The organism is uncultured Mobiluncus sp., assembly GCF_963511525.1.
Taxonomy (GTDB): Bacteria; Actinomycetota; Actinomycetes; order Actinomycetales; family Actinomycetaceae; genus Mobiluncus.
On record NZ_CAUPIY010000001.1, the window covers coordinates 211,732 to 237,225 of the forward strand.

A 25,494-nucleotide genomic window follows, 5' to 3' on the forward strand; every position below is an offset into this window, starting at 1 on the left:
CCAGATTTTTGAGCGCAGCATAGAGAGGTAACTGCCGTGAAAATTGTCATTGCCCCGGATTCGTTCAAGGGTTCTTTATCCGCCGAGGAAGCAGTAGCTGCGATGAAGCGCGGCGTTGAGGCCATATTCCCTGACGCCGAAACGGTCGCGGTGCCGGTGGCTGACGGTGGGGAGGGGACCGCCGCGGTCATGCTCAATGCTTATGGCGGGGAAGTGAAAACTGCTCAGACAGTAGATGCCCTGGGTCGTGAACGTCAGGGCGAATTTACTTGGATTCCCGCGCGACGGATGGTCGTCTTGGACACCGCCGAGGCCTGCGGAATTATGTACATTTCCATGCTGGAACGCAACATTATGGATTCCAACACCGAAGGTGTGGGGATGTTGCTGAAAGCCGCTTTGGACTTGGAGCCCGAGACTATAGTGGTCGGTTTGGGTGGTTCGACGACCAATGATGGCGGCTGGGGCATGATGCACAATCTCGGTGCAAAACTGTTTGACGAGGCTGGTCACGAGCTCGAACCGAAAGTTCACGTTCTGGCTAACGCCGCTCGGCTGGATTTGTCGGGGTTGGATCCGCGTTTGAGTAAAGTAAAAATTGTCGCCGCAAACGATGTGCGTAACCCCCTGACCGGCCCCAGCGGGGCTTCGGCCTCGTTTGGTCCGCAAAAAGGCGCCAAACCGTTGCAGTTGGGTAAGCTCGATCGCTGCCTTAAGAACTGGGGCCGACTGTTGGAGGAAACCACCGGCGTCAAAGTGACGGACGTGGAAGGGGCCGGTGCCGCCGGAGGTATGGGAGCCGCTTTCCTCGCTTTGGGCGCGGAAAATCGTCGCGGTTTCGAGGTCGTGGCTGAAGCGACGAATCTCAACGCAGCTATGGCAGGCGCCGACCTGGTGCTAACCGGCGAAGGTCAGCTCGATCGCCAAACCCAACGCGGCAAGACACCCTGGGGAGTGGCCCAACTGGCTCGCCAACACGACATTCCAGTTTTGGCATTCACCGCGCGCCTGGGCTTGGGACATGAGATTTTGCTGCAGGACGGATTCACCGCGATTATTCCCATCATGCACCAGGCTATGACCGGTGAAAAAGCTGCCATCGACAAAGCATCTATCTTGTTGGAGGACGCGGTAACTTTGACTTTGCAGCTGATGACGGTGGGGGCGAATCCCGCCATCAGCGACATCTTGCTGAAAGCGCTTGATGATTAAACAGCTGCGTGCGTTTTCCGTTCCGGATAATCGCGCTCTAAAAGTTGCTATCAGCGGTGGCATCGGTTCGGGAAAGACGGAGTTCACCAACTGTTTGGCTGCTCTCGGCGGAGTTCGTTTTGATGCCGATGAAGTGTTGCGCGCTGCCACCGGTCCGCAGGGATGTGCCACGGCACAAATCCGAGAAGCTTTTGGCACGGAGGTGTGGGAATCGGGGGGACAGCTGAATCGGGCCGCCCTGGCACAGCTCATTTTTTCTGACCCCGCCGCGAAAGCCCGCTTGGAAGGCATCTTGCACCCCCTCGTCTGGCAGGAAATGGACCGGTTGTTAGCTCAATTGGGAGCGCAAGACGTGCTGGTGGCCGAGATACCTCTGTTAACCGAAACCGGTAACCACACCCGTTTTGACTGCTGTGTCATGGTGGATGCCCCCCTGGAAGTGCGCTTGGCGCGCCTCACCCGGGATCGTCAGCTGACCGAGGCGCAAGCTTGCGAGCGGATTGACGCACAAGCCAGCCGTGACCAGCGGGAAGCCATCGCGACGTTTTGGGTGGAAAACTGCGGTACGCGCGAGGATCTGGAAGCGGACGCGGCAGCGCTGTGGAAGATTCTGTCCGCCCGCTCGGTGCCGGAGCTTTCAAACTTTGCAAAGCACGGTGACTCGGATTTGCCTACACTGGGACTATGACTGAAACAAAGGCGCTGCCTCGCGATTTGGTGGAAAATCCGATTCCGCTGGAAGTCGTCAGCGAATACACCCCTTCCGGGGACCAGCCGGAAGCCATCGCGGAGCTTGCTGAGAGAATCAATGCTGGTGAAAAAGATGTCGTGCTGTTGGGGGCGACCGGCACCGGCAAGACCGCCACCACCGCTTGGCTCATCGAAAAACTGCAGCGCCCCACCCTTGTGCTGGAACCAAACAAAACGTTGGCGGCCCAGCTGACCGCCGAGTTTCGGGAACTGCTGCCGAAAAACGCCGTGGAATACTTCGTGTCTTATTACGACTACTACCAGCCCGAAGCCTACGTGCCGCAAACCGATACCTACATCGAAAAGGATTCCTCTATCAACGATGAAGTGGAACGTCTGCGGCACTCGGCGACAAACTCCCTGCTGACACGCCGCGATGTGGTGGTCGTTTCCTCGGTATCCTGCATCTATGGTTTGGGCACACCGGAAGAGTACGTGTCGCGCGGCATTCACCTGACTCGAGGGATGCAGATTGGACGTCAAGACCTCATCAAGCGATTCGTGCAGATGCAGTACAACCGCAATGACGTGGATTTCACGCGCGGCAATTTTCGGGTGCGCGGGGACACTATTGACATCATTCCCATGTATGAAGAACTCGGGGTGCGGGTGGAAATGTTTGGCGACGAGATTGACGCCCTGGCCTTGCTGCACCCCGTGACCGGGGCGACTTTGCACGAAGTGAACGAAATCTATGTGTTCCCCGCCTCGCACTACGTCGCCGGTCCCGAACGCATGGAACGCGCTTTGGCCGGAATCGAGCGCGAACTAGAGGAACGCTGCAAGTGGTTTCATGACCAGGGCAAACTGTTGGAAGAACAGCGCCTCAGGATGCGCACCACCTACGACTTAGAGATGCTGCGCCAGATTGGGTTGTGTGCGGGCATTGAGAATTATTCCCTGCATATTGACGGCCGGCAGCCCGGCGAACCGCCGCACACCTTGCTGGATTACTTTCCGGAGGATTTTCTGCTGGTCATTGACGAGTCTCACGTCACGGTGCCCCAGATTGGGGGCATGTTTGAAGGCGACATGTCGCGCAAACGCACGCTGGTGGACTTTGGGTTCCGGTTGCCTTCCGCGATGGATAATCGTCCTCTAAAGTGGGAGGAGTTCCAAGACCGTATCGGGCAAACGGTGTATCTGTCCGCGACACCGGGGGATTATGAACTGGGTCTGAGCGATGGGGTAGTGGAACAGATCATTCGCCCCACCGGCCTGGTTGACCCCAAGATTGTGGTGAAACCGGTAGAGGGTCAGATTGACGACCTGATGGAACAGATTCGCCTGCGCACCGAAGCGGATGAGCGGGTATTGGTGACTACCCTGACCAAACGCATGGCGGAGGACTTGACCAAATACCTGGCTCAGCGCGGGATTAGGGTTGAATACCTGCACTCGGATGTAGATACCCTGCGTCGGGTGGAGCTGCTACGATCGTTGCGTCAAGGTGAGTTCGACGTGCTGGTGGGCATCAACCTGCTGCGCGAGGGGTTGGATTTGCCCGAAGTGTCGCTGGTTTCGATTTTGGATGCCGACAAGCAAGGTTTTTTGCGTTCCGCGAAGTCGCTCATTCAAACGATTGGGCGCGCCGCCCGAAATGTCCACGGGGAAGTTCATATGTACGCCGACGCGATTTCCGACGCGATGCGCGAAGCCATCGACGAAACTGAGCGGCGCCGCCAAAAGCAGATTGCCTATAACGAAGCCCACGGTATTGATCCGCAGCCGCTGCGCAAGAAAATCTCTGACGTGACCGATATGTTGGCACGCGAGGACATCGACACCGCAGAATTGTTGGGAACCGGGTATCGTCAGCCTGACCAAAAGCCTTCCCCCGCCGCCCGGAGCGCGGCTCAGGACGCGGCAGCAGCCCGCGCGGCTCTGGAGGTCATCAATCGAGCGCGAGCCAATGCAGCAGATGACCAGTCAGCTCAGGCTGGCGAGCACGACGATACCGTGGACTTGGTTTCGCTGGTCACGGAACTGACCGAACAGATGCACGCGGCCGCCAGCGAGTTGCGGTTTGAGCTGGCGGCTCGGCTGCGCGATGAAATCGCTGACCTAAAGAAAGAAATCCGCCGCGGGAAAGCCTTGGGCAACTAGCGTTTCGGGTTGTGTTTCAGGTCAAAGCATGCGCACAAGGGCGGCTGGGTTGGCTTGGTTTCGCCCGCTTTGGCGCACTCGGAATTGCGGAGTCTAAGTTTGCAAATGCACGATAAACACCGGTGGCTGCTGTGTTTCAGCAGCCACCGGATGGATTAAGTTATGAGCTCAAAGCCCAATGGGCGGATTAGTAGTCCACCACGTGGTCCTCGAGAATGCCGTTGGTGATTGGCGTGGGATCGCCAAAGCGGTGGTTCGTCAAAGCAACCGCCTGTTCGTGGAGGAACGGGATCATTTCGACCCGACCGGAATAGGTGACCGGGTGATCCCAGATGGCAACATCAACAGAACCGTCGATAGCTTCAGCGACCTTGGTACGGCTTTCACCGATGATACGAATCCGCCCGTCAAAGCCGGCATCGTGAGCGGCCCAGCTCTTGGCCCAGTTCAACCAGGCGGCTTCATCTTGAACCATCACGCTGACACCGTGCTTGGAGGCAAAACCAGCCAAACCGGGGGTCAACGGCTTAACGGTAGAAACCGTAATCTTGGAACCCACCAGCAAGCCGGAGTGCAACACGTGGGCAATCTCCCAGTTCTTGACGTTTTCACCGATCCGCACGACCACCGGAACCGGCAGGCAACGGAAGATGTTACGTTCCACACCAAGCTGGGATGGATCGCGATTGACCTGGAATTCCTGGGCATAAGCGGTTTCATCGCCAGCCAAAGACTTTTCGAGTTTGTCATTGTCTCCGATTTCATCGGCCAGCGCGGTCAATTCCCGTGCCAAATCGCCAGAAGCCGAACCGGCAATGCTACCTAAGGTCGCGTCATCCGGGCTCCATTCGCCCAAAGCGTACAGGTAGGAGGGGCCACCGGCCTTGGAACCGGCACCCACTACGGAACGCTTCCAGCCGCCGAACGGCTGACGCCGCACGATGGCACCGGTAATACCACGGTTGATGTAAGCGTTACCGACCTGAACATGATCCAGCCAGTACTTGATTTCGTCCGGATTCAGGGAGTGAATACCGCCGGTCAAGCCGTATTCGACCTGATTTTGCAGCTCGACGGCTTCTTCCAAAGTGTCGCAACGCATCACACCCAAAATCGGGCCGAAGTACTCAGTCATGTGGTATTCGCTGCCGGGTTTCACATTGGCGCGCACGCCCGGGCTCCACAACAGTCCGGAATCGTCAAGTTCCTTCGGCTTCACCGCCCAGCTCTGGCCAGGCTCCAACTGGGTCAAGCCGCGCAGCAGCTTTTCGCCGGGCTTTTCCACGACCGGCCCCATCTGGATACCCAAATCCCACGGGTAACCAACTTTCAGCGACTGCACCGCGTCAATCAACTGGTTGTGGAAACGCTTGGAGGTACCAACCGTACCCACCAAAATGACCAGAGACGCGGCCGAACACTTCTGCCCCGCGTGACCGAACGCACTGGTGACAACGTCCTTTACCGCCAAGTCAAGGTCGGCCGAAGGAGTGACGATGATGGCGTTCTTGCCAGAAGTCTCAGCCAGCAGACCCAGGTCGGGACGCCAGGAGCGGAACATTTGCGCGGTTTCGATACCGCCGGTCAGAATAACGCGTTCCACCCGCGGATCGGTGACCAAAATCTTGCCCAAGCCGTGGTTGGCCAGCGTCACCAGCTGCAACACGTCCTTGGGAACGCCCGCTTCCCACAGGCATTCTGCGAGCAACGCTCCGCAGCGGCGAGCGGGGGAGGCCGGCTTCAAAATAACCGGAGAACCTGCCGCCAGACCGGCAATGGTCGAACCACCGGGAATCGCCACCGGGAAGTTCCACGGCGGAGTCACCACGGTAATCTTGGCGGGAGTAAACTTGGCACCCGCCACCTGAGACATCGCCACAGCTTCTTCGGCGTAGTAGTGAGCGTAATCAACAGCCTCGGAAACTTCCACGTCGCCCTGGTCGATGGCTTTACCGGCCTCGGAACCCATCACTTCGATAAACTCGGCGCGATGTTGGCTCATGATGACACCGGCGCGGTGCAGAATTTCGCCGCGTTCCTCCGGGCTGAGTGCCCACCACTTCGCACCGCCTTCCTCAGCACGATGCAGTACACCCTGCAGTTCGTCTTCGTTATTAATCTTGGAGGCCTCTACTGTGTCCTTACCAATCTGAGAATCCTGCATCTTGGCGGCAATCGCTTCGCCCCAAGCCAAGTTAGCCGGCAGGGACGGATCGGAATCCGGAACGTTGCGGAACGCCCACTTACCGGAGTCGTCCTGGACGAGTTTGGCCAGTTCCTCAGCGGTTTCGTTATTGCGATCCTGGTGACGGCGCGGCCCGAACTCCAGGTCGTTGACCATAGAAATGGCTTTCTCGAAACGGTTGCGTTCCCGTTCGTACATAGCCTGGTTCGTGGTCAACTCAAAAGCCGCGCTCATGAAGTTTTCTTCCGCGGCGATTTCTTCCAGACGACGCACCAGGTAGCTGATGGCGACGTCAAACTCCTCAGGGTGAACCACCGGAACGTAGTACAGCAGCGGGCCAGTGTCTCCCATGACTGCGCGAGCCATGGAGCTGTTCATGCCCGTCAGCATCTCAAACTCGCAGCCGTGGGACTGGAACACCCCGCGCTTGTTCGCCAACTCGTAAGCGAAACCGGCGGTAAACACGTTCATGCCAGCCACGCCGATACGGATGTTCCGAGTATGTTCAGGTGTCAACGCATAGTTGAGGATGCGCATATAGTTTGCGTCGGTGTGCTGTTTCGAGGGCTGCGGGGTCATCGGCCAGCCGTGCATCATGGCGTCGACGTGCTCCATAGACAGGTTCGCGCCTTTGACCACACGCACCTTGACTCGCGCTCCACCGCTTTCGACACGTTTCGCCGCCCAAGCCTGCAAGTCTTGCATGGCTCCCAGCGAATCCGGCAGGTAAGCCTGGAGTACGATACCCGCCTCCAGGTCCTTGAATTCCTCGCGGTCCAGCAACTGCTTGAACACATCGATGGTCATGTGCAGGTCGTGGTATTCCTCCATGTCCAAGTTAATGAACTTCTTGGGGCTGAACTTGTTGGCTTCCCGGTACAGCGGCACCAGGTTCTCGACCGCGTATGCCACCATCTTTTGGTAGTCCCAAGCGATGTGGGGGCCGGTTACCGCGGACACTTTGATAGACACGTAGTCCACATCGTCACGCTGCAGCAGTTCCACCACGTCACTCAGACGTCGAGAGGCTTCCTTGTTGCCCAGCACCGCTTCACCCAAAAGGTTCATGTTCAGCCGGGATCCGTCCGCGCGTAGCTTCGCAATAGCCCGCCCCAAGGACTTGTTGGTGACATCGATAGCCAAGTCGCCCACCAGTTCACGGAACACTCGCCGGGCCGCCGGAACCGCAATATCGGGGATGACCGTACCCAAAGCCCCGCCGTACACAGCCGGCAACTTCAGGTAGGGAGGCAGGAAAGACGGCTTATTTTCTTTCACCAATGCTGCCAGATTCTCGCCGGCAATCTTGATATCCTCCGGACGCACGACTTCATCGACGAACGCCACGGTGAAGTCCAAGCCACGCGGATCTTTTAAAGTGCGTGACAGCAGCTTAGAAGCGTAATCGACCGGGTATTTCTTTGAGGCCTCAATCCACTTCTGAGCTCGTTTTACAGCCAGCTGACCGACTTCCCTCAGTTCAGCTAATTCTTGTTCATTGAGCGGTTTCAACTTGTCTCCTTTGGGTTGTGTTTTCGCTCGGGGTACTCGTTGCTCACCAGAGCAATTCCGTCACCTTTTACCTATCATTTACTGACACGTTTTGCAGAGTCTTTAACTGTCTATTTTGCGAAGAAATCAGGAATTCTGTTTCTCAGCCGCGGATTCAGACTGTTTTTCCTCAAGAGTCTTAATCAGACCTTTCGGATCGGGCTGCCCCTTAGCGATGGCCACCGCACGTTCAAACTCCTCGAGAATAACGGGGTCGTCTCGCCAGGTCGCTTTGGAAACTAGCCAAGCCACCAGCAGACACAGCAGGAATCCCGGCACGATTTCATACAGGTGTGTATAAGCGATCCACGAAGCATCGCCGTTGTTGAACGCCTTGTTCCACAGTATCGCGACCACGGCACCCACGGCCATGCCGGAAGCCGCTCCTTGCCAGGTCAGTCGCTTCCAATACAGCGACAAGATGACGATGGGACCGAAGGCGGCCCCGAAACCTGCCCAAGCGAAGGACACCAGTCCCAGTACGGAGTTTGACGGATCTATGGCCAGCACAGCAGCCACCACAGACACCAACAGAACCGTGATACGACCCAACAGCACGCCCTTGTAGTCGCTGAGTTCTTTCTTAGTGGCCCCGTGGTAGATGTCTTCCACCATGGCTGAAGACGTCACCAACAGTTGCGAGGACACGGTAGACATAATCGCGGCTAGGATAGCGGCCAACATAAAGCCAGCCAGAATAGCCGGGAACAGTCTGGTACCCATAACCAGGAACACGGTCTCCTGGGGGTTGCCCTCCACGCCCTCTTTCGGCATCAGGTCGGGAATGATGCCCTTTTCGCTCATGGCACGGCCGATAATTGCGGTCATGCCGGTGCCGAGCAGGCAGAATACCATCCAACCCAGCCAGAAGCGCCGGGCGGGAGTGGCTTGGCGCGGGGAACGCAACGCCATGAAACGCACAATGATGTGGGGCATTCCGAAGTAACCAAAGCCCCATGCCACATTGGAAATCCAGTCCATCCACCCTACTGCGTCAAGTCCGGTGCCCATGGGGTTCAGCAGGGAGTTATCTCCGGTGGTCGACAAACCTTCGGCGACACCGCTAAATCCGCCAATCACCACTAGGCCCATGATCGGCACCGCTATCAAGGCCACCATCATGATGAGACCTTGCACCATATCTGTCCAAGACACGGCCAGGAAGCCGCCGACCAGGGTATAGAGAATCACGATGCCGGCCACAAACACCATGCCGACGTGGTAGTCCCAGCCAAAGGTCGAATGGAAGAAAGTTCCACCGGCCACCATGCCGGAGGACACGTACAGGGTAAAGAACACCACGATGATAATGCCCGCTACGTAGCGGATGATCTTTGACTTATCGTGAGTACGGTTGGAAAAGAACGACGGGACCGTAATCGAGTCGCCGGCGACTTCCGTGTAAGCGCGCAAGCGCGGCGCAGTAACCAGCCAGTTAATCCAGGCTCCGACGGTCAGACCAATCGCAATCCAGCCGTTGAAAATCCCGCTGAGGTACATGGCGCCGGGCAGACCCATCATCAACCAGCCGGACATATCAGCCGCACCAGCGGAAAGGGCGGCTACAAAGGGGGGCAGATCACGCCCGCCCAGCATATAGTCGTCCAGGCTCTTGGAACGGGTATAGCCATAGATACCAATCATAATCATGGCTACGAAATAGATAATCATCGCGATAGCGATGCCTGCGGGATTAGCCGTGGTTCCAGCGGCTCCTGCGGGTACAACTGTAGTTATGCTCATAAACTGAACCTTTCTGAAAATAATTCGGCCTGCAACGATGCGAGCCGAGTACATCGACAAGCGACATCATAGTACTTAAGTCCCACATTTAAGAAACGTGTCCTGACTCCTGATAGAATCGCAGGTACGAGGGGGAGTATTCCCACTAACGAGGGCATCGTCATCACAGTGAAGCCGTCCGCCGCACATGCCGCGGAACCGCGAAACTCGGTGCCACCGGCCTGCGAACCGTCAGGCGGGGAGAGACCTTCGGTACCCGACTATTTTCGTACCGGAGGAACGTTTACGTATGCATATTCCCCTACTGGCCTGGATAATTCTGTTTGTCGTTATTATCGGCATCTTGACCTTTGATTTTTTCGCCCACGTCCGCAAAGACCATTTCCCTTCCATGAAGGAATCTGCGACGTGGACTGCCATCTACATTTCCATAGCGGTGGTGGCAGGACTGGTCATCGGCCTAACTTTGGGCTGGGACTTAGGAGGACAGTACTTCGCCGGTTGGGTCACCGAGTGGTCGCTGTCTCTGGATAATTTGTTCGTGTTTGTCATCATCATTTCTGCCTTTAAAGCGCCGCGTGAGGTTCAGCAAAAAATTATTGCGGTCGGCATCACTTTGGCGCTGGTGTTCCGTCTGATTTTCATCCTCCTGGGGGCCGCCCTCATCGAACATTTCAGCTGGATTTTCTATATCTTTGGGGTGTTCCTGCTGTTTACAGCTTTTCAACAGGTTCGCGAAGGGAGCGCCGGCTCCGATGAGGATGAAGAGTACAAAGAAAACTTTTTTGTTTCCTGGGTTCGCCGGATTTTCCCGGTTACGCCCGATTACGTCGGCCATCAATACTTTGCCAAGATTGATGGCAAACGTCACATTACGCCCTTTCTGTTGGTCGTCGTGGCGGTGGGGACGGCAGACGTGATGTTTGCAGTAGACTCCATTCCCGCCATTTTCGGTCTGACTAAAGAAGCTTTCATCGTGTTCGCCGCCAACGCTTTCGCGCTGATGGGCCTGCGGCAGCTGTACTTCCTGATTGAAAGTCTGATGGAACGCCTGATTTTCCTGCATTACGGTTTAGCTGCCATTCTGGCTTTCATCGGGGGCAAACTTATAGTCCATGCTTTGAGTACGAACGAAATTCCGTTCATCAACGGCGGCCAGCCCTTTACGGGACTGCCCGAAGCGACCATCCCGGTGTCTTTAGGCTATATCGTCGGGGTATTAATTATTACCACGGTAGTTTCTCTGCTGGTCAGCAGACATCGCGTGAAAAAAGAATGCCGTGATTTGCCGCCGAACAGTACGGAAATCTAAAAACTTCACAAACTCGCCGATAAATTATCTTTGTGAGCAGATATCTAAACCTTCATCACTTGTGGACCGCGCTTGCTGTCTTTTTCTTTTCTGCCAGTCTCCTCACTGTTCCGGTTCCTGCTCAAGCCATCAAGGGGGGCAACCTAGCCGGGGGCTCTAGCACAGATTGGGCTGTGGCTCTCCAGATGGTGAACCGTATAGATTCCGGGTGGATGAAGTGCAGCGGTACGTTTGTCGCCCCATACTGGGTGCTGACTGCTAGACACTGTGTGGCCAACGCGGATCTTCAGCACGCCTATGCTTCCGTAGGCGCGCACGTGAACTACAACTGGCCTTACCAAGTCACCAATATCGTGGGTCACCCTTATCTTGACGTAGCTTTGGTGAAACTCAATGCTCCTGGTAAAGCTACCTTGCCTTTTAGCGTCCAAAACCTGAGTTCTGGTTCCCCGTCCCAATTTTACGGTTTTGGTACCGGGGTGGATTTGAAAGTCGGGCAGTTGAGTTCCTTGGGTTCCCCGGGGGATGGGTTTCTTTACGCTCGTTCCGGGAGCGGAAATATTTCAGAAGTCGGGGATTCTGGCGGTCCTCTGGTCAGCAGTGGGGTGGTCTATGGTGTGTTGTCCGCGGCGGTGCAAGCGCCGCGGGGATACTTGCAGCCTGAGGACTACAAATTTGTCCCTAGCGCTGCTTTCGCCAGGTGGATTTTTGAGTCAATCAAAGCGGTTCCCTGGGAAGGCACGCCTTGGATAGTGCCGGCGCAACCGAATCCTTCTGCCAATCCCGGCCAAAATCAGGTTCCCAACCAGCGGCCCCAAGCAGCGCTACCCGCCAACCCCGCGCCGGGTCGCGTTTTCGGACCCGACCGGGTCGCCACCTCTATTGCCGCCTGGCGACAAGGCGGGTTTACCGGGCCTTCCCTGGTCATCGCCACCGGTAGAGCGGCACCCGATGCTTTGAGCGCCGGCCCCTTGGCCGCGGCTTTGGGTGCTCCGCTGGTTCTGTCTAACGGTCCTTTTGTGGAACCCGGTACGGTCGCCGAAATCCAGGCCAGGGGAATTCGTGACGTGCGATTGGTGGGAGGTCAGGTGGCTTTTGATTCTGCCACGTTAGGAGCCTTACAAGCACGTGGGGTCCAGGTCAGTCACATTTACGGCATGAATCGCTACGGAACTGCGACGGCGGTTGCCGGTCAAACTATTGCGGAATGGAATCAACGGGGTATCGTCCAAACACCGATTTTCTTGGCAGGCGGTCTTTCATTTGCTGATGCGCTGAGTTCGGGAGCGGGCGCTGCGTTCGCACATGGCGTAGTGGTGCTGAACGCCGGAGCTTCCCTTCCGCCAGAAACGGTTGGTTTTATTGAAAACCACCAAGCCCACTCGGGGGGAAGTATATTTCCCATCGGTGGGCCGGCGGTGCAGGCGTGGAACCAGGCAGGATTAGCTGCTTTTAAGTCGCAACCCATTCAAGGCTTGGATCGCTATCAAACCGCTCAGCTGGTGGCACAAGCATTTTCTCCCGCGGCAACTTCGGCCGTGGTGGCTAGCGGTGTGAACTTTCCCGATGGTCTGGCCGGCGCAGCTTTGGCCGCGCACCGCAACGCCTGTCTGCTGCTGACCAATCCCAATGTCCTGTCCGCACCTACCGCAGCCCGATTGGCACAGCTACCCAACCGTGGTTTTTCCGTGGTTATGGGAGGGCCGGGAGCGGTCAGCGAGGCCGTAGCTTGGGGTGTGCGCGGCTAGGGATTTTTAGAAATCAGCCTGGCGAGAACCAGCTGCGCGTCCCAGCTGCGACGCAATGACTGAACACATGATGAGCTGCTCTAAGTGCAGCAGCATGATGGGCACCGCGATAGCGCCGAACAGGGAAGTCGGAAAAATAATCATCGCCATCGGCAGACCGGTAGCGAGGGATTTTTTCGAACCGCACATCATGGCGGCGATGCGGTCAGCGCGATTCAAAGCGCAGAGCTTCCCCCACCCGAACCAGGTCAAGATGAGCATGATACCGACAACGACCAAGGCATCGGCGCCTATCAGCACAAAGTCTAAAGCCCCCACGGTATCCCACAAGCCGTGCAGTTTCGCACTGGAAACCGCCGAGACGACCACCAGATAAATCGTGCCTTTATCCACCGTTTTCGTGATGATGGGGTGGGCGTTCAACCACGTGCGGGTCCATCGCCCGCTGAGCTGGCCCAGCACGAAAGGTAACAGAATCAGCACGGCAATATCGCGCAACGTCGTCAACGAGACGGTACCGGCCTTGCCCAGCAGAAACAGGACCAGCAGGGGAGTTGCGAACGTCCCTACCAAGTTAGAGATGGTGGCGGCGGTGACCGCTCCGGCGACATTACCCCCGGCGATGGACGTAAAGCCGATAGAGGATTGCACCGTGGAAGGCAGCAGGCAGGTGTAATACATCCCCAGTGCGAAACTCGGTCCCAAAAACCACCCGGAGACTTGATAGTTCAACATTCCCAGCAGGGGATAAAGCACAAAAGTGGAGGCCAAAATGACCAGCTGCAGGCGGTAGTTCTTTAGTCCGCCCATGACCTCGGCGGTTTTTAGGCGCGCTCCATAAACAAAGAACAGTACGGCGATGGCGTAGTGGCTGACGGCACCCACGAAGGTTACTACCGCGGCGGGCAGAGGGATAAAAATCCCCGCAATCATAATCAACAACAGGGTGAAAACAAACCAGTCTACGTAGGTAAAGAACCAACGAATGAAAGACATGGGACCGTGCCAGCCAGCTATAGCAATTCAGCAGTTAGGAACCAATAGCCGGTCCCCACTGATGCGTCTCGATTTCCTGCACTATGCCGTGAACCTGGTTCGGATCGTGTTTCAGATACGTCAACGCTTCTTCCGGGGTCTCGACGTTCATCAGTATCAGCGCGCCGGGTTTTTCGGTTTCGTTCATCCAGGCACCAGCGGCCTGAAGTTTCCCGGATTTTTCTAAGTTCCCCAAGTAAGCCAGATGCTCGGGGCGAATCGTGGCCCGGTCGGCTTCACGGGTGGGGTCATAGTGGTAGATAACGACAACTTTACTCATAGGTCGATTCTAGGCGCGCGTCACGTGCAACGAAAACCGACCCCGAATCGTCAGAAACACACTTGGGCATTAAACTGAACAGGTGCATGAAACTTTGAAAGTCCACGGAGCGCGCGAACATAACCTCAAGGCTGTCAACGTTGAAATCCCTCGGAATGCTTTAGTGGTGTTCACCGGATTGTCCGGCTCTGGCAAGTCATCGCTCGCTTTTGACACGATTTTTGCCGAAGGGCAGCGCCGCTACGTGGAGTCCCTATCTTCCTATGCTCGGCAGTTTCTAGGGCGGATGGATAAACCCGTGGTGGACTTCATTGAAGGCCTGTCTCCCGCGGTGTCGATTGACCAAAAGTCCACCTCTCACAACCCGCGCTCCACGGTGGGTACTATTACCGAGATTTATGACTACCTGCGCCTGCTGTTTGCGCGAGCCGGGACCCAGTACTGTCCGGTGTGCGGCGAGGAAATTACTGCCCAGTCCGCCGAACAGATCGTGAACTGGCTGTTCACTTTGGGGGAAGGGACGCGGTTAGAGGTTTTGGCCCCGGTGGTCCGCGGACGAAAAGGCGAGTACTCGGAACTGTTTGCGCAGCTGGCCGCCAAAGGCTTTACCCGGATGCGAGTGGACGGCGAAAATCATCGCCTGGAAGAACCCCCAACACTGGAAAAACAGCTGAAACATGATATTTCGGTGTCCGTTGACCGGGTGGTCATCCGGGAGGGTTCCCGTTCGCGAGTGGCGGATTCTATCGAGACTGCATTGAGTTTGGCAGAAGGGCTGGTGGTCGTCGATTTCGTCGACCGCGACCCGGAGGATCCCCAACGTAGCCGTCGATTTTCGGAAAAACGAGCCTGTCCGAATAATCATCCGCTGGCTTTGGAAGAAATCGAACCGCGCACGTTTTCCTTTAATGCGCCTTACGGAGCCTGTCCCGACTGTTCGGGGATTGGTTCCCGGCTGGTCATTGACCCGGAGCTGGTGGTGCCAAACCCTGAATTGACCCTGCGTGAAGGTGCTGTCAGCCCCTGGACGAGTTCCAAAGACACCATGCAACGCATCCTAAAGGGACTGGGAGACGAGGTTGGGTTCGACCTCGACACTCCGTGGCAGGATCTGTCCGAGCAGGTGCGTGACTACCTGATGTGGGGCAAAAACTATAAGGTACGGGTGAAGTATCGCAACCGGTGGGGACGTGAACGGGTCTACACCACGGGCTTTGAAGGAGCTGCAAACTATATTCAGCGTCGTTACGATGAAACTGACTCTGATTTTTCCAAAGCTAAATATGAAGGTTATATGCGGGAGGTGCCCTGTCCGACGTGTCAGGGGCGGCGTTTGAAGCCGGAAGTTTTAGCGGTTCGTATCGGGAAACTTAATATCTCTGAACTCACCGATTTAGCCATCGATGAAGTTCAATCCTATTTAAGAGATATTCCTTTATCTGGTATGAAAGCTCAAATAGCTACGCCGATTTTGCAAGAGGTGCGGGCGCGTTTGTCCTTCCTCATTGATGTCGGGTTGAACTATCTGACTTTATCGCGAGCGGCAAATACCCTCTCCGGGGGTGAGGCTCAGCGCATTCGTTTAGCTACCCAGATTGGATCCGGACTGGTAGGAGTACTCTATGTGTTGGATGAGCCTTCCATTGGTCTGCACCAACGCGACAACCAACGTCTCATCGACACCTTGAAAGGTCTGCGCGACTTGGGCAACACCCTCATCGTGGTGGAACACGATGAGGACACTATCCGGTCGGCGGACTGGGTGGTGGACATCGGTCCCGGAGCGGGTGAGTCCGGCGGACAAATCGTCCATTCCGGGACGGTGAAGGATCTGCTGAAAAACCAGTCCTCGCTGACTGCGGACTATCTAGCTGGACGAAAATCTATTGCAATCCCACGTCAACGCCGCAAACCTGACCCCCAGCGTATTCTGACGGTACGTGGCGCGCGAGAAAATAACCTGCAAAACATCGACGTGTCGTTCCCTCTGGGGTGTCTCATCGCGGTTACCGGGGTGTCAGGATCCGGAAAATCGACCCTAGTCAACTCCATTCTGTACCAGGCCTTAGCCCGAGATTTGAACCGTGCCCACGTGGTTCCGGGACGTCACAAGCAGATTGAGGGCACCGCTCTGCTGGACAAGATTATTCACGTGGACCAATCGCCCATCGGCCGCACTCCGCGCTCCAATCCAGCAACTTATACCGGCGTTTGGGATGCCATCCGAAAACTGTTCGCACAGACCGAAGAAGCGCGGATTCGCGGGTATGGACCGGGTCGGTTTTCCTTTAACGTCAAAGGCGGGCGCTGTGAAGCCTGCCGCGGCGACGGTACCCTGAAAATCGAGATGAACTTCCTGCCCGACGTCTATGTGCCCTGCGAGGTTTGCGGCGGAGCGCGCTATAACCGGGAAACTTTGGAGGTGTTCTATCACGGCAAAAATGTACGTGATGTCCTGGACATGCCGATTTCTCAGGCTGCCGAGTTCTTTTCCGCTATTCCCAGCGTGTCACGCTACCTGGACACTTTGACCGCGGTCGGCTTGGGATACGTGAAACTTGGCCAGAGCGCGACTACGCTGTCTGGCGGGGAAGCCCAACGGGTCAAACTGGCCAGTGAACTGCATAAACGGACGAATGGCCGCGCCATTTACGTCCTCGACGAACCGACTACCGGACTGCACGTCGACGACATCCGCAAACTTATGGCCATCCTGCAGGGACTGGTCGAGAAAGGCAATACCGTTGTGGTCATCGAACACAATCTAGATGTCATCAAGTGTGCCGATTGGGTAATAGACCTTGGCCCTGAGGGAGGCAAAGGCGGCGGTACGGTCGTGGCTGAGGGCACTCCTGAGGCCGTGGCGAAAGTGCCCGGTTCGTTTACCGGGCAATACCTGGCAAAAATCCTGAAACCGAAAGGCAAAAAATGACTATCAACGTCAGCGACGAGGAATGGAAAGAACGGCTGACCCCCCGCGCTTATGCAGTATTACGGCAAGCCGCTACAGAACGACCGGGCACCGGGAAACTGCTCTATGAATCGCGTTCTGGAATCTACAGTTGTGGCGCGTGTGGTGAGCCGCTGTTCGATGCCGATACAAAGTTTGATTCCGGGTGCGGATGGCCGAGTTTCTTCGAGGCGAAACCGGGGGCGGTGTGCGAAGTCACTGATACCTCCCACGGTATGGTGCGCACCGAAGTTCGCTGCGCCAACTGCGGTTCCCATTTGGGACACGTGTTTCCCGATGCGCCCCAAACTCCAACCGGCAACCGGTTTTGCATGAATTCGGTGGCATTGAGTTTCCAACCACAGGAATAACCTCGCCCGCAGACTGCTTATTGGCGTATCTGACCAAAAAGGCGAAACGTGTACTAAATCCCTCCCGAAATCCGCGGGAAGACTTTAAAGGGTCGCTTTTTCTAGCAACTTATCATCTGACCCCAGACCAGTGAGGTCCACGACCCGACCGTTCGCAATGTAAAGCGGGGTTCCGGCACTGTCACGTCCGAGACTCTTGACCCGCTGTTCGGCCAGAATATTAATCGACTCTAAGCCGGATTCGGGAGTAGCTGGAGGAACGGACTTGTAATCGATGCCGTGTGCGGCAGCGATTTTAGCCAGCTCGGCGTCAGGTTCGCGGATAGTCTGCGCCCATTCGGTATTGTTCTGGTTCTTGTCGTAATCGGCCGACTTGTAGTTGTCCATCGCGAACCCGGTCAAATCTTTGCTGAGCTCCCACAGTTTGTCGGGCTGATTTTCAGCTGTCCAGTACATCAGGTTATTAGCGGAATAAGCAATGTTGGGGAACTTCAACTGCTGGGCATGGGTCAGGGTCGGGCGCAATACTACAATCGCCTTCCCGCCCTCTACCAAATCGTTCAGCTGTTGACCCTGATTGAGCTGGGCTTCGACGTCATTACAGATGTTGCACAAGTAGTCATAGTACAGTTCGAGGACTTTGGTACCTTTTTTCGCTTCGTCGGTAATTTCTTCGTTCGTCAAGACTTTGCCGCCTTTGAGCCAAATCCCCCGTCCGGTCTCGTAGGTTTGGGGTTCGGCGAAGCCAATCATTGTTTTCGTGCCGGCGATTGTGTCCGTAGGCTGAGCCTCTAGCTCGTGTTTCGTGGTCGCAATCTTAATAAAGACGATAACCAAAGCCAGCACAATGGCAACCAATACGATAGCCAGAACGGCGCCGGAACGATTACTGGGCTTGGACACCGTCAGATTCGGCTTAGATGATCCTTTTTTCTGTTTTGACATCTGTGAACTCCAATCACTTACAGCCATTAAACCCTGAGAGGCGACAACGTTTCAACATTTGCAAATTATTGCAGGTACAGGTGACCCGCCTGACGCCGCAGACGACCGGCCTGCTCCAAAGATTTCAGTCCGGCTTGCATACGTTGACGAATATCGGTGCGAGCCGGAGTCAAATCCAACACGCGCGCCACCGCTTCTGAGGTTTCCTCTTCAAGGGGATGTTGCGTGTCAATAACCCAGGTCAATGCGTTATTGAATTCCTCATCACAGATGTCTATCAGGGCGCGTTGGCCATAAATCGATCCGGTTCTAAAAACGGTGAAATCCTGAACCGAAGTTCCGGCTGGCCAAACGAAGGTACCGAATTTCGTGACTGTTTGATTAACTTCGGAATCGAGCAGTTCCAAAATTCGTTGGCGGCGTTTCGGGTGCAGCCGCTGCATTCCAAACGCATCGGCGACGAGTTTAGCCAGCCGGGGCGCGCCAATCGGACCTTCTGTGTAGAGCACTCGAGACAACGCGTCCGCCACGGCGGCAGCGTTAGTGGAATCCTGTAAATCATCAAGGACTTCCTTGGAACCCTGGTTTTGCAAAGGTTTGCCGCGGGGTACGAACGGTTGTGGAACGGTTTTAGCACCGGCCTTGGCTGGAATTTGCGCGGTAAAACTGGGAGTTGTCGGCTCGGAAACCGCCGGTGCGGATGGTGGGGGCACGGGGTTCTTAAGCGATGGCGCACTAGCCGGGACGTCAGCCGGTTTTTCTGAACTGTCCTTGGGTTCCTGTGGGACAAAGAGGGGCGCGAACGCCCCCAGACCGGGCTTAGAAATCTTGCCGAGTTCCGCATCCGGCCCGGAACTTTGGGCTAACTCCATGAATAGGTCGGTTTCTTGCGCTCCCAGTTGGTCTCCCAAGGTGGGGGCGTCACGAGTTTCGTTGAGTTCCCTGCGATTCAGGTGTGTAAAGGTGTCGGCGGGGATATCGGCAATGACCGGCAGTGCCGAACTGGTTTTCCGTTGCCCTGCCGGGGGAAGGTCCTCGATACGGGCTGAGGGCTGTGCAGCAGGATGCAGGGTGGGGGCAGAAGGTTCCGGCTGGGGTTCACGAGGTGGGGTCGCGGTTTCTTCCGGAGACTCCGTCGGTGCGGGGGCGGCGGTTGATTTGTCGGCTTGAAGTCGCGCCAATGCCTCGCGCAGAGGCAGGGGCAAATCCCACTCGTCTTCATCGGGAACTTCCCAAGGCTCGTCGCCGCGGTTATTTTGGGCCGCCGCGATGCGTGAGGGTGAAGTGTAGCGGTCATCGCTCGCCACCGAACCATCCGTCACATCACCGGGGAACGCTAGGTCCAGGGCTATGGAAACGAGACGCCGTGTCACTTCATCTGTGTTTTCCATCAGCTGAGTCAAATACACGTGTTCGATAGCGCCAAAACCACAATGTTCCAGCAGATATTGGGGAATACCGACTTCTCGATCCCAGGCGGAACGCACCTGCAGCTGTTCGGGGCTGTCCAAAATCAGACCCAGCCAAGGTGCCCCCGCGTCGCCGCGAACCGCCAAATCCAGGCGTAATGGGGCCGGCCCCAAATTGGTGCGAACTTCCAGCCCAGCATGTCCCAGCAGTTTGGCCAGATAATCTCGCACCGCCGAAACGGGGGCGGTATCACGTTCGGTGCCTGAACTATTCAACACATCTTGCAGCAAGGCGGGCAGCTCGCTCTGGTCAAGGTCCCTGTTCACCACGAACAGCACCTGACCGTTAGTTTGCAGCAAAGCCTGAGTCCAAGCCAGGGACAAATCCCGACCGAGAGACGTCTTTATTGTTTCCGGATGAGCCGTGGAACCCAGGAAACACACCAATAAATCGCAGGGAACTTGACCTTCGCCATCGTCATAACCTCCGCCGAACCCCGGTGCGGTGGAATCGGCGCTGGGCAATGCGGCTGTGGCGGCACCGAGGTGAGTGACCCGCAGATTCATCAGATTGATTTCACCCTGGCGGTTAGCTTCATCGAGATACCAGCGGATTCCCGCCGCCAGTTCAGACGTCCAGGTCAGTGCCGTGACGGATTTACCGCGGTTCTTTAGGCACAGATTCATCAACAGGTTTCCGGCTTTTTCAAACCACACGTAGTCGGCGCCAAGACCGCTCCAGCCAGGATTTTCACTGGCGAGAACCAGGGGCAGAGGGCGATGCACCGCGGGAAACTCCAGGATTGAAACCGGGTGGGCCTGAACCTGCGCTACCGGCCACGTGTCTAATTTGCCGGGTCTCAACAGCCGCGCCAAGTGACCGGGGGTGGAGGTTAGATCCTGGCCGTAGCGAGCAGTCAATTCGTATTCGGGGAAACCCGCCGACTTGGCGGCTTCGTAAACGCTGTGCGCCCGGCCTTTTGCAAAGCTCGCGGAGGCGGGCAGGGTCGCTACAAACAGAGCCTGAGTGGCGCCGGCCAGAGCCTTGACCACAGCACCGGATGGCAGCTCGGCTGCGTCCAGAATGATCACGGCATCAAAATGGGGGGTTTCATCGGCAAAATCAGGCAAATGGGTAATGACCTCAAGCGGGGTCAGACCCACAATCGGAGTGCGGGTCACAACCCCTTCCAAATCATCACGTAAAGCCTGGCGGATGGAGAAGTCCCCATCACGCAGTCGTGCCCCGAAACGGCGCAGAATCTGTTTATCGACTCGCTGTGCGAACCCACCTGCCGCGGCAATAACCTGATTGACGATTTCGCGGCGAGTCTCCGTGCAATTCAGCGACAGTCGTTCCACCTGAGCTGCGTGGGTCTCGGGCTCGAAACCCTGCTGCACCATAGCCCGCTGACGCTCCCGTACCGCCGCGACCGACAGGGCGTGTTCCAACACTCCTTGAATTGCCATGCCGCTGAGCTTCCCTTCGGCCACCCAACCGACCAGGTCGTCCAGACCCAAGTCTCTCAGCTGGGGAGTCAGCGCGCGGAAAGCCAAAATATCATCTAACGTCGAGTCCTCAGAGCTGAGCGACGTCCCCCAGACCTTACGAACCTGCAGGTAACGACCCAGGGGCGGCAGGCCTTGTGACCAGGCTTCCAAATCCGGGCTGGACACCTGTAAAGATTGCAAAACATCAGCGAAAGCCTCAGAAATGGCTCTGACCTGCTGGCCTAAATTCCCGCCTTGGCGAGCCAGCGGTATCAAAGACTCCAAATCTGAACGGCGGTTGGGCAGATACCGGGACAGTTCAATAGCGCATTTCACTGTATCGGCGTGGTTGAAAAATTTTTCGGTGGCGCCGTCAGCCAGAGCGTCAAAGTCTTTCAGTCCCAGCACGGGGTTGGCGCTAATTCGCGAGCCCAGGGCTTCGGCACGCATCCGCAGGGCGTTGAGATCCTCCAGTAGGTCTGCCACCTTGTTGGGAGTGACCGGCTCGGTTAGATAGGGCTGCAACTGAGCCAACACGGCTTTACGCCGACTGTTGCGAGTAAAACCACCGGAGGCCTCCGCGTGGCGGGCGTCCATCAACAAGTCCAGATCTTTACCACTACGATAGGCGGGGGCGGCAACTTCCAGCAGGGGAGTGGCCTCCTCTTGCAGGTCTTGCAGGGACTGTTGCAAAGTTTCAATGCCGGAAGTGACCGCTTGGCGTTCCGCTTCGGTCAGTTCCACCGGAGCCCTGCCGTATCCAATCTCTAGCAAGTCGAGCCAGCGGGCAAAAATCGGCCAGGCTTGCAGCTCAGAAGTGGCGGACATGATTTCCAGCACGGCCGGATGGGCTTGGGCAATGGCTTGTTCCAGGGCTTTCAACGCTAATTTCAGTTCCGTGCGGTCCACGCTGCGCGCGGTTTCACCTACCAAGGACCAGGGATTAGAGCCGAGGCCGTTCACCGAGTTGGCGTCCAGATTTGCCAGTTTTTTACCAAGTTTCGCGGCAGAGGATCGGTCTTGAGACAAGTAGGGAAAGTTCGGAGCCGCCGCCAAACGGCCTGCCAAAACCCGTTCCTCCGGCTCCAACTCGGCGGCCGTCATGATTTGCGCGGTATAGGCCTGCCACGCGGAAACATGGTTGGGACCGACCTCGTGAATCTGGTTGAGGTACAGATCCAAATCCTGAGACAAGGTTTTCAGGGAAGCCCGGCAGGAATCGAGGTACCCCTCGTCAGCGTTGACCGGGCGATCCCAAGCCGCCCGCAGTAACGCCCGGCTGCTCTCATCACGGTTGGCGGCTTGCGGGTCGAGGGTGAGGAACACGTGTTCAAACCCGGCTTTGCGTACCCGGCTGCGCAGTTTAGTAAGGCTGGTTCTGCTGCCCACCACCAGCACGGAGTGTTGCTGTACCAGGGACTGTGCCAGGGTATTTACGACAGCATCGGTTTTGCCGGTCGCCGGGGCCCCAGAGAGAATGAGGCTGTGGCCTTGCCCAAAAAACTTCGGAACCTGCAGTTGTTTGCGGTCGGCTTTTAGCGGTGCGAAAATATCTGCAGCTAGGGGGGCAGTATCCGCAGTATCCGCTGACAGTTGGGTGGGGGCGCTGCTGGCGGCATAGCGCTGCACCAGGGCGGAGCTGCGGTAATCCTCAAGGTGGGCTTTCAGGTCGGTCAGTGCCGGCGACCAGTTACGATGAGCCAATCCCAGGGCAGCTTGACGTTCCAGGTGCATTTTGTCCCTAAGGGGACTGTCTTGAAGGACTTGCTCTAAGGCGTCGAGAATGGCATCGAGGTTGAGACCGCGGGCAGTCCGACCCGCCCCGACCCAGCGGGACGGAACCTGAAACTTTTGCTGCAAGAGGCGCACCAACGTGCTGTTGAGCTGCAGTTTTTCGTCCTTAGCCAGCCGTAAGTAGCCCACCGGACGGTCAGGTTCGGGTGTCAAGCGGGACTGAAAAACCGGAAATCGGAGGTTGCCGCGGTTTGCGGCGAGGAAACCGAAAGCCAGCTGTAAATCCAGTCCATCGCGCCGGTTCGCCAAGAGCCAATGCCAGTGTTCGGCGGTGGTGAGCTGCGCCTCTGTGTCCCCATCGGCGGCAGAGAGCGGGAAAATGCCGCCAGCCCGCAGCTGGCGATAGGTCGCGTTCAGGGAATTGGTGGAAAAGGGAAAAGTCAGCGCGGCGGCGGGGGAAGCCAGGGGAGTGACTCCGACCTGTGTATCAGTCAGAGAAAGCGCCCATCCCCGGGAGGCTGCGTCCGTCACTGTACTTCCCCTTTGACCTGATTCCATCTCAATACTTACGTGCAAATGTCATTTTAGAGCCTGGAGTACCGTTCGAGCTTGTGACAGACCGAAAGGTAACAAATCGGTTAACTTTTTTGCGGCGGTTCCACTAAAGTAGAGATATCGAGATTTTCTTAAAGGAGGCCGAAGTGTCGGACACGAATCCAGGACCGGACCCTACTGAAACTGCTGTTTTCGGGGCTATAGGCGGGGCCCCTGAGGCGGAACCAGAACTGGGTAAGCGAGTCTTGTCCTCCGCTGACGAGGAAGCTGTCGCGGCTCTGCCGGCAGGTTCGGCATTGCTGATTGTGCAGCGCGGCCCCTCGGCGGGGGCACGTTTCCTGCTTGATACGGAGCGTATTACCGCGGGCAGGCACCCCAAGTCGGATATTTTCCTTGATGATGTGACGGTTTCGCGCCGGCATTGCGAGTTTATCCGTCAAGAAAACGGTTACTTGGTTCGTGACGTCGGCTCCCTCAACGGCACCTATATTGACCGCGAGAGAGTGGAATCTCACCTGCTGGCACCGGGGGAGGAAGTCCAGATTGGCAAGTTTCGATTGGCTTACTACCCGGCGGTGACTTTTCAGAAATGAGCCAGGCAGCCCGAAAAGTCAATGACGTTGGCAGCTCGTGGCCCCCGGAGGTAAGTCATGAGCCGACTATGTCCATTGGACGAGTCCACGAGATTATCGTGAAGGAATTTCCTTCGGTATCTCAGGCTAAGCTGCGCAATTTTGAGAAGCACGGGATTGTGTGTCCGGCTCGGATGCCAAATGGATACCGCGGCTATTCTTTGGCCGATTTAGAGCGAATTCGTTACGCCCTGAAAGCCCAGCGTGACAGTTACCTACCGCTGAATCAGATCGGCGAAAATCTGCGGCTGCTGGATTTGGGGGAGGAACCCCTGCCAGTACAGCCGGTCATGCGGGTCGTGGCTTCGGAGGGCCAGATACGTCTGCCCGTGAGCTCACGAATCACACTGCAAGATTTGCTGGTTTATACCGGGGCTTCCGAGGAACTATTGGAAAAGGCAGTCAATGCGAAACTTATCAGCCCGGATTTTTCTTCCCGGTTTTCTTCCGGTACGGTCGCGGTGGTGCAGGCTTTGGAAGCTTTAGAGAAACAGGGTATCGAACCGCGTAATTTACGCTCCGTTTACTCTGCCATCAATTCAGTTTTGGATTTAATTGACCGGGTGGTGGCTCCGGAACGGCAAAAGAATAACGCCGCAGCCAAGGATCGCGCCCAGATACGGGCGGTGGAACTTTCGGCGCAATTGGCGTCTCTGGCCGAGGCATTGCTGAGCGTCGGAGTCGAGGAACTGTAGCTTTTGTTGCTGGGTGCAGAAATGGGTTTGTTTCCCGGCCTAGCTTGCACTTAAACTTTAAGTGCAAGGTTTGGGCGCGCCGCGCACATTTGCCCACGTTTCGATGGTGCATAATCTAAAATAGAAACACACTTGAACGGAGGTTGCCTTGGAAAAGCCAAGCAAGTCTGGAGTACCGCAGATAAAGCAGGGGATGCTGTTTGGTGAAACCCTGCCGGTCATCGACGAAGAAACCGGTTTTCGCGGACCGACTGCCTGCAAGGCAGCCGGGATTACCTATCGGCAGCTCGACTACTGGGCTCGTACCGGCTTAGTGGAACCTTCCGTGCGCAATGCTCGCGGTTCGGGCTCACAACGGCTTTATTCTTTCCGAGACTGCCTGCTACTTAAGGTGGTTAAGCGCCTGCTCGACACCGGAGTTTCCCTGCAACAGATTCGCGTGGCCGTAGCGACCTTGTCAAAAATGGGGGTGGAAGACCTGGCGGGGATTACTCTCATGAGTGATGGTGCCTCGGTTTTCGCCTGTACGTCACAAGACGAAGTTATCGACTTGGTGCAAGGCGGCCAGGGTGTGTTCGGCATCGCGGTGGGTCGCGTCTGGCACGAAATTGAAGGCGAACTGGCGCAGCTTCCCGTAGAGAATATCAATGATGACAACGTGGTAGTTCGCGATGAACTGGCGGAGCGCCGCGCGCGTCGTCGCCAAGTTAGTTGACAGTTTTTCTGGTTCACAAGCGCGGTGCCAAACTTTGGCACGACAGTGGTGTCCCGGTCGGAGGTTAGGGAGATG

General features: G+C 56.6%; 16 protein-coding genes. 10 read left to right on the forward strand and 6 right to left on the reverse strand.

What is annotated here, in order from left to right:
* Positions 1-36: 36 nt before the first annotated feature.
* From RQ935_RS00955 to uvrB, 3 genes are read left to right on the forward strand one after another with little or no spacing between them, the layout of a single operon-like run.
* Positions 37-1,212, forward strand: a complete 1,176-nt coding sequence (locus RQ935_RS00955) for a glycerate kinase (RefSeq protein ID WP_311496805.1) — start codon at positions 37-39, stop codon at positions 1,210-1,212.
* Entirely contained in the window at positions 1,205-1,900 is a 696-nt protein-coding gene (coaE, locus tag RQ935_RS00960; protein WP_311496806.1) for a dephospho-CoA kinase, read from the forward strand. Before RQ935_RS00955 ends, coaE begins: the two co-directional genes overlap by 8 nt.
* Positions 1,897-4,068 carry an excinuclease ABC subunit UvrB gene (gene uvrB / locus RQ935_RS00965; RefSeq protein ID WP_311496807.1) on the forward strand — a complete coding sequence of 724 codons (2,172 nt, stop codon included), beginning with the start codon at positions 1,897-1,899 and terminating at the stop codon, positions 4,066-4,068. The genes coaE and uvrB overlap by 4 nt, the downstream gene beginning before the upstream one ends.
* Before the next feature lie 187 nt (positions 4,069-4,255).
* On the opposite strand, the gene RQ935_RS00970 is transcribed toward uvrB, so the two are convergent.
* Together RQ935_RS00970 and putP are read right to left on the reverse strand one after the other, a co-directional pair.
* On the reverse strand, positions 4,256-7,765 hold the full coding sequence (locus RQ935_RS00970) for a bifunctional proline dehydrogenase/L-glutamate gamma-semialdehyde dehydrogenase (RefSeq protein WP_311496808.1): 3,510 nt from the start codon (positions 7,763-7,765) through the stop codon (positions 4,256-4,258).
* A 126-nt stretch (positions 7,766-7,891) separates the two neighbouring features.
* Positions 7,892-9,547 (reverse strand): sodium/proline symporter PutP, encoded by a 1,656-nt coding sequence (putP, locus tag RQ935_RS00975; protein ID WP_311496809.1) that lies wholly within the window; start codon positions 9,545-9,547, stop codon positions 7,892-7,894.
* A gap of 289 nt (positions 9,548-9,836) precedes the next feature.
* Between putP and RQ935_RS00980 the strand changes: the two genes are divergently transcribed.
* Together RQ935_RS00980 and RQ935_RS00985 are read left to right on the forward strand one after the other, a co-directional pair.
* Complete coding sequence (locus RQ935_RS00980; protein ID WP_311496810.1) at positions 9,837-10,859, forward strand: TerC family protein; 1,023 nt, start codon at positions 9,837-9,839, stop codon at positions 10,857-10,859.
* Positions 10,860-10,891: 32 nt separating this feature from the next.
* Complete coding sequence (locus RQ935_RS00985; protein ID WP_311496811.1) at positions 10,892-12,607, forward strand: cell wall-binding repeat-containing protein; 1,716 nt, start codon at positions 10,892-10,894, stop codon at positions 12,605-12,607.
* Positions 12,608-12,613: 6 nt separating this feature from the next.
* Here RQ935_RS00985 and RQ935_RS00990 read toward each other — a convergent pair whose 3' ends face one another.
* On the reverse strand, positions 12,614-13,603 hold the full coding sequence (locus tag RQ935_RS00990; RefSeq protein ID WP_311496812.1) for a bile acid:sodium symporter family protein: 990 nt from the start codon (positions 13,601-13,603) through the stop codon (positions 12,614-12,616).
* Between the two features lie 34 nt (positions 13,604-13,637).
* Entirely contained in the window at positions 13,638-13,922 is a 285-nt protein-coding gene (locus tag RQ935_RS00995; protein ID WP_311496813.1) for a YciI family protein, read from the reverse strand.
* Between the two features lie 82 nt (positions 13,923-14,004).
* Between RQ935_RS00995 and uvrA the strand changes: the two genes are divergently transcribed.
* Both uvrA and msrB read left to right on the forward strand, forming a co-directional pair.
* The gene (gene uvrA, locus RQ935_RS01000) at positions 14,005-16,854 is read left to right on the forward strand and encodes an excinuclease ABC subunit UvrA (RefSeq protein WP_311496814.1); all 2,850 of its coding nucleotides are present in this window, start codon (positions 14,005-14,007) and stop codon (positions 16,852-16,854) included.
* Positions 16,851-17,243 (forward strand): peptide-methionine (R)-S-oxide reductase MsrB, encoded by a 393-nt coding sequence (gene msrB / locus RQ935_RS01005; RefSeq protein ID WP_311496815.1) that lies wholly within the window; start codon positions 16,851-16,853, stop codon positions 17,241-17,243. Before uvrA ends, msrB begins: the two co-directional genes overlap by 4 nt.
* 84 nt (positions 17,244-17,327) lie before the next feature.
* Here msrB and RQ935_RS01010 read toward each other — a convergent pair whose 3' ends face one another.
* Complete coding sequence (locus RQ935_RS01010) at positions 17,328-18,188, reverse strand: hypothetical protein (RefSeq protein WP_311496816.1); 861 nt, start codon at positions 18,186-18,188, stop codon at positions 17,328-17,330.
* Between the two features lie 65 nt (positions 18,189-18,253).
* Positions 18,254-23,353 carry a DUF3320 domain-containing protein gene (locus RQ935_RS01015; RefSeq protein WP_311496817.1) on the reverse strand — a complete coding sequence of 1,700 codons (5,100 nt, stop codon included), beginning with the start codon at positions 23,351-23,353 and terminating at the stop codon, positions 18,254-18,256.
* A gap of 170 nt (positions 23,354-23,523) precedes the next feature.
* Between RQ935_RS01015 and RQ935_RS01020 the strand changes: the two genes are divergently transcribed.
* The 3 genes from RQ935_RS01020 (at position 23,524) to RQ935_RS01030 (ending at position 25,419) form a co-directional block, all read left to right on the forward strand.
* Entirely contained in the window at positions 23,524-23,970 is a 447-nt protein-coding gene (locus tag RQ935_RS01020) for an FHA domain-containing protein (protein WP_311496818.1), read from the forward strand.
* Entirely contained in the window at positions 23,967-24,704 is a 738-nt protein-coding gene (locus RQ935_RS01025) for a MerR family transcriptional regulator (RefSeq protein ID WP_311496819.1), read from the forward strand. Before RQ935_RS01020 ends, RQ935_RS01025 begins: the two co-directional genes overlap by 4 nt.
* Positions 24,705-24,897: 193 nt before the next feature.
* Positions 24,898-25,419 (forward strand): MerR family transcriptional regulator, encoded by a 522-nt coding sequence (locus RQ935_RS01030; protein ID WP_311496965.1) that lies wholly within the window; start codon positions 24,898-24,900, stop codon positions 25,417-25,419.
* Positions 25,420-25,494: the final 75 nt, after the last annotated feature.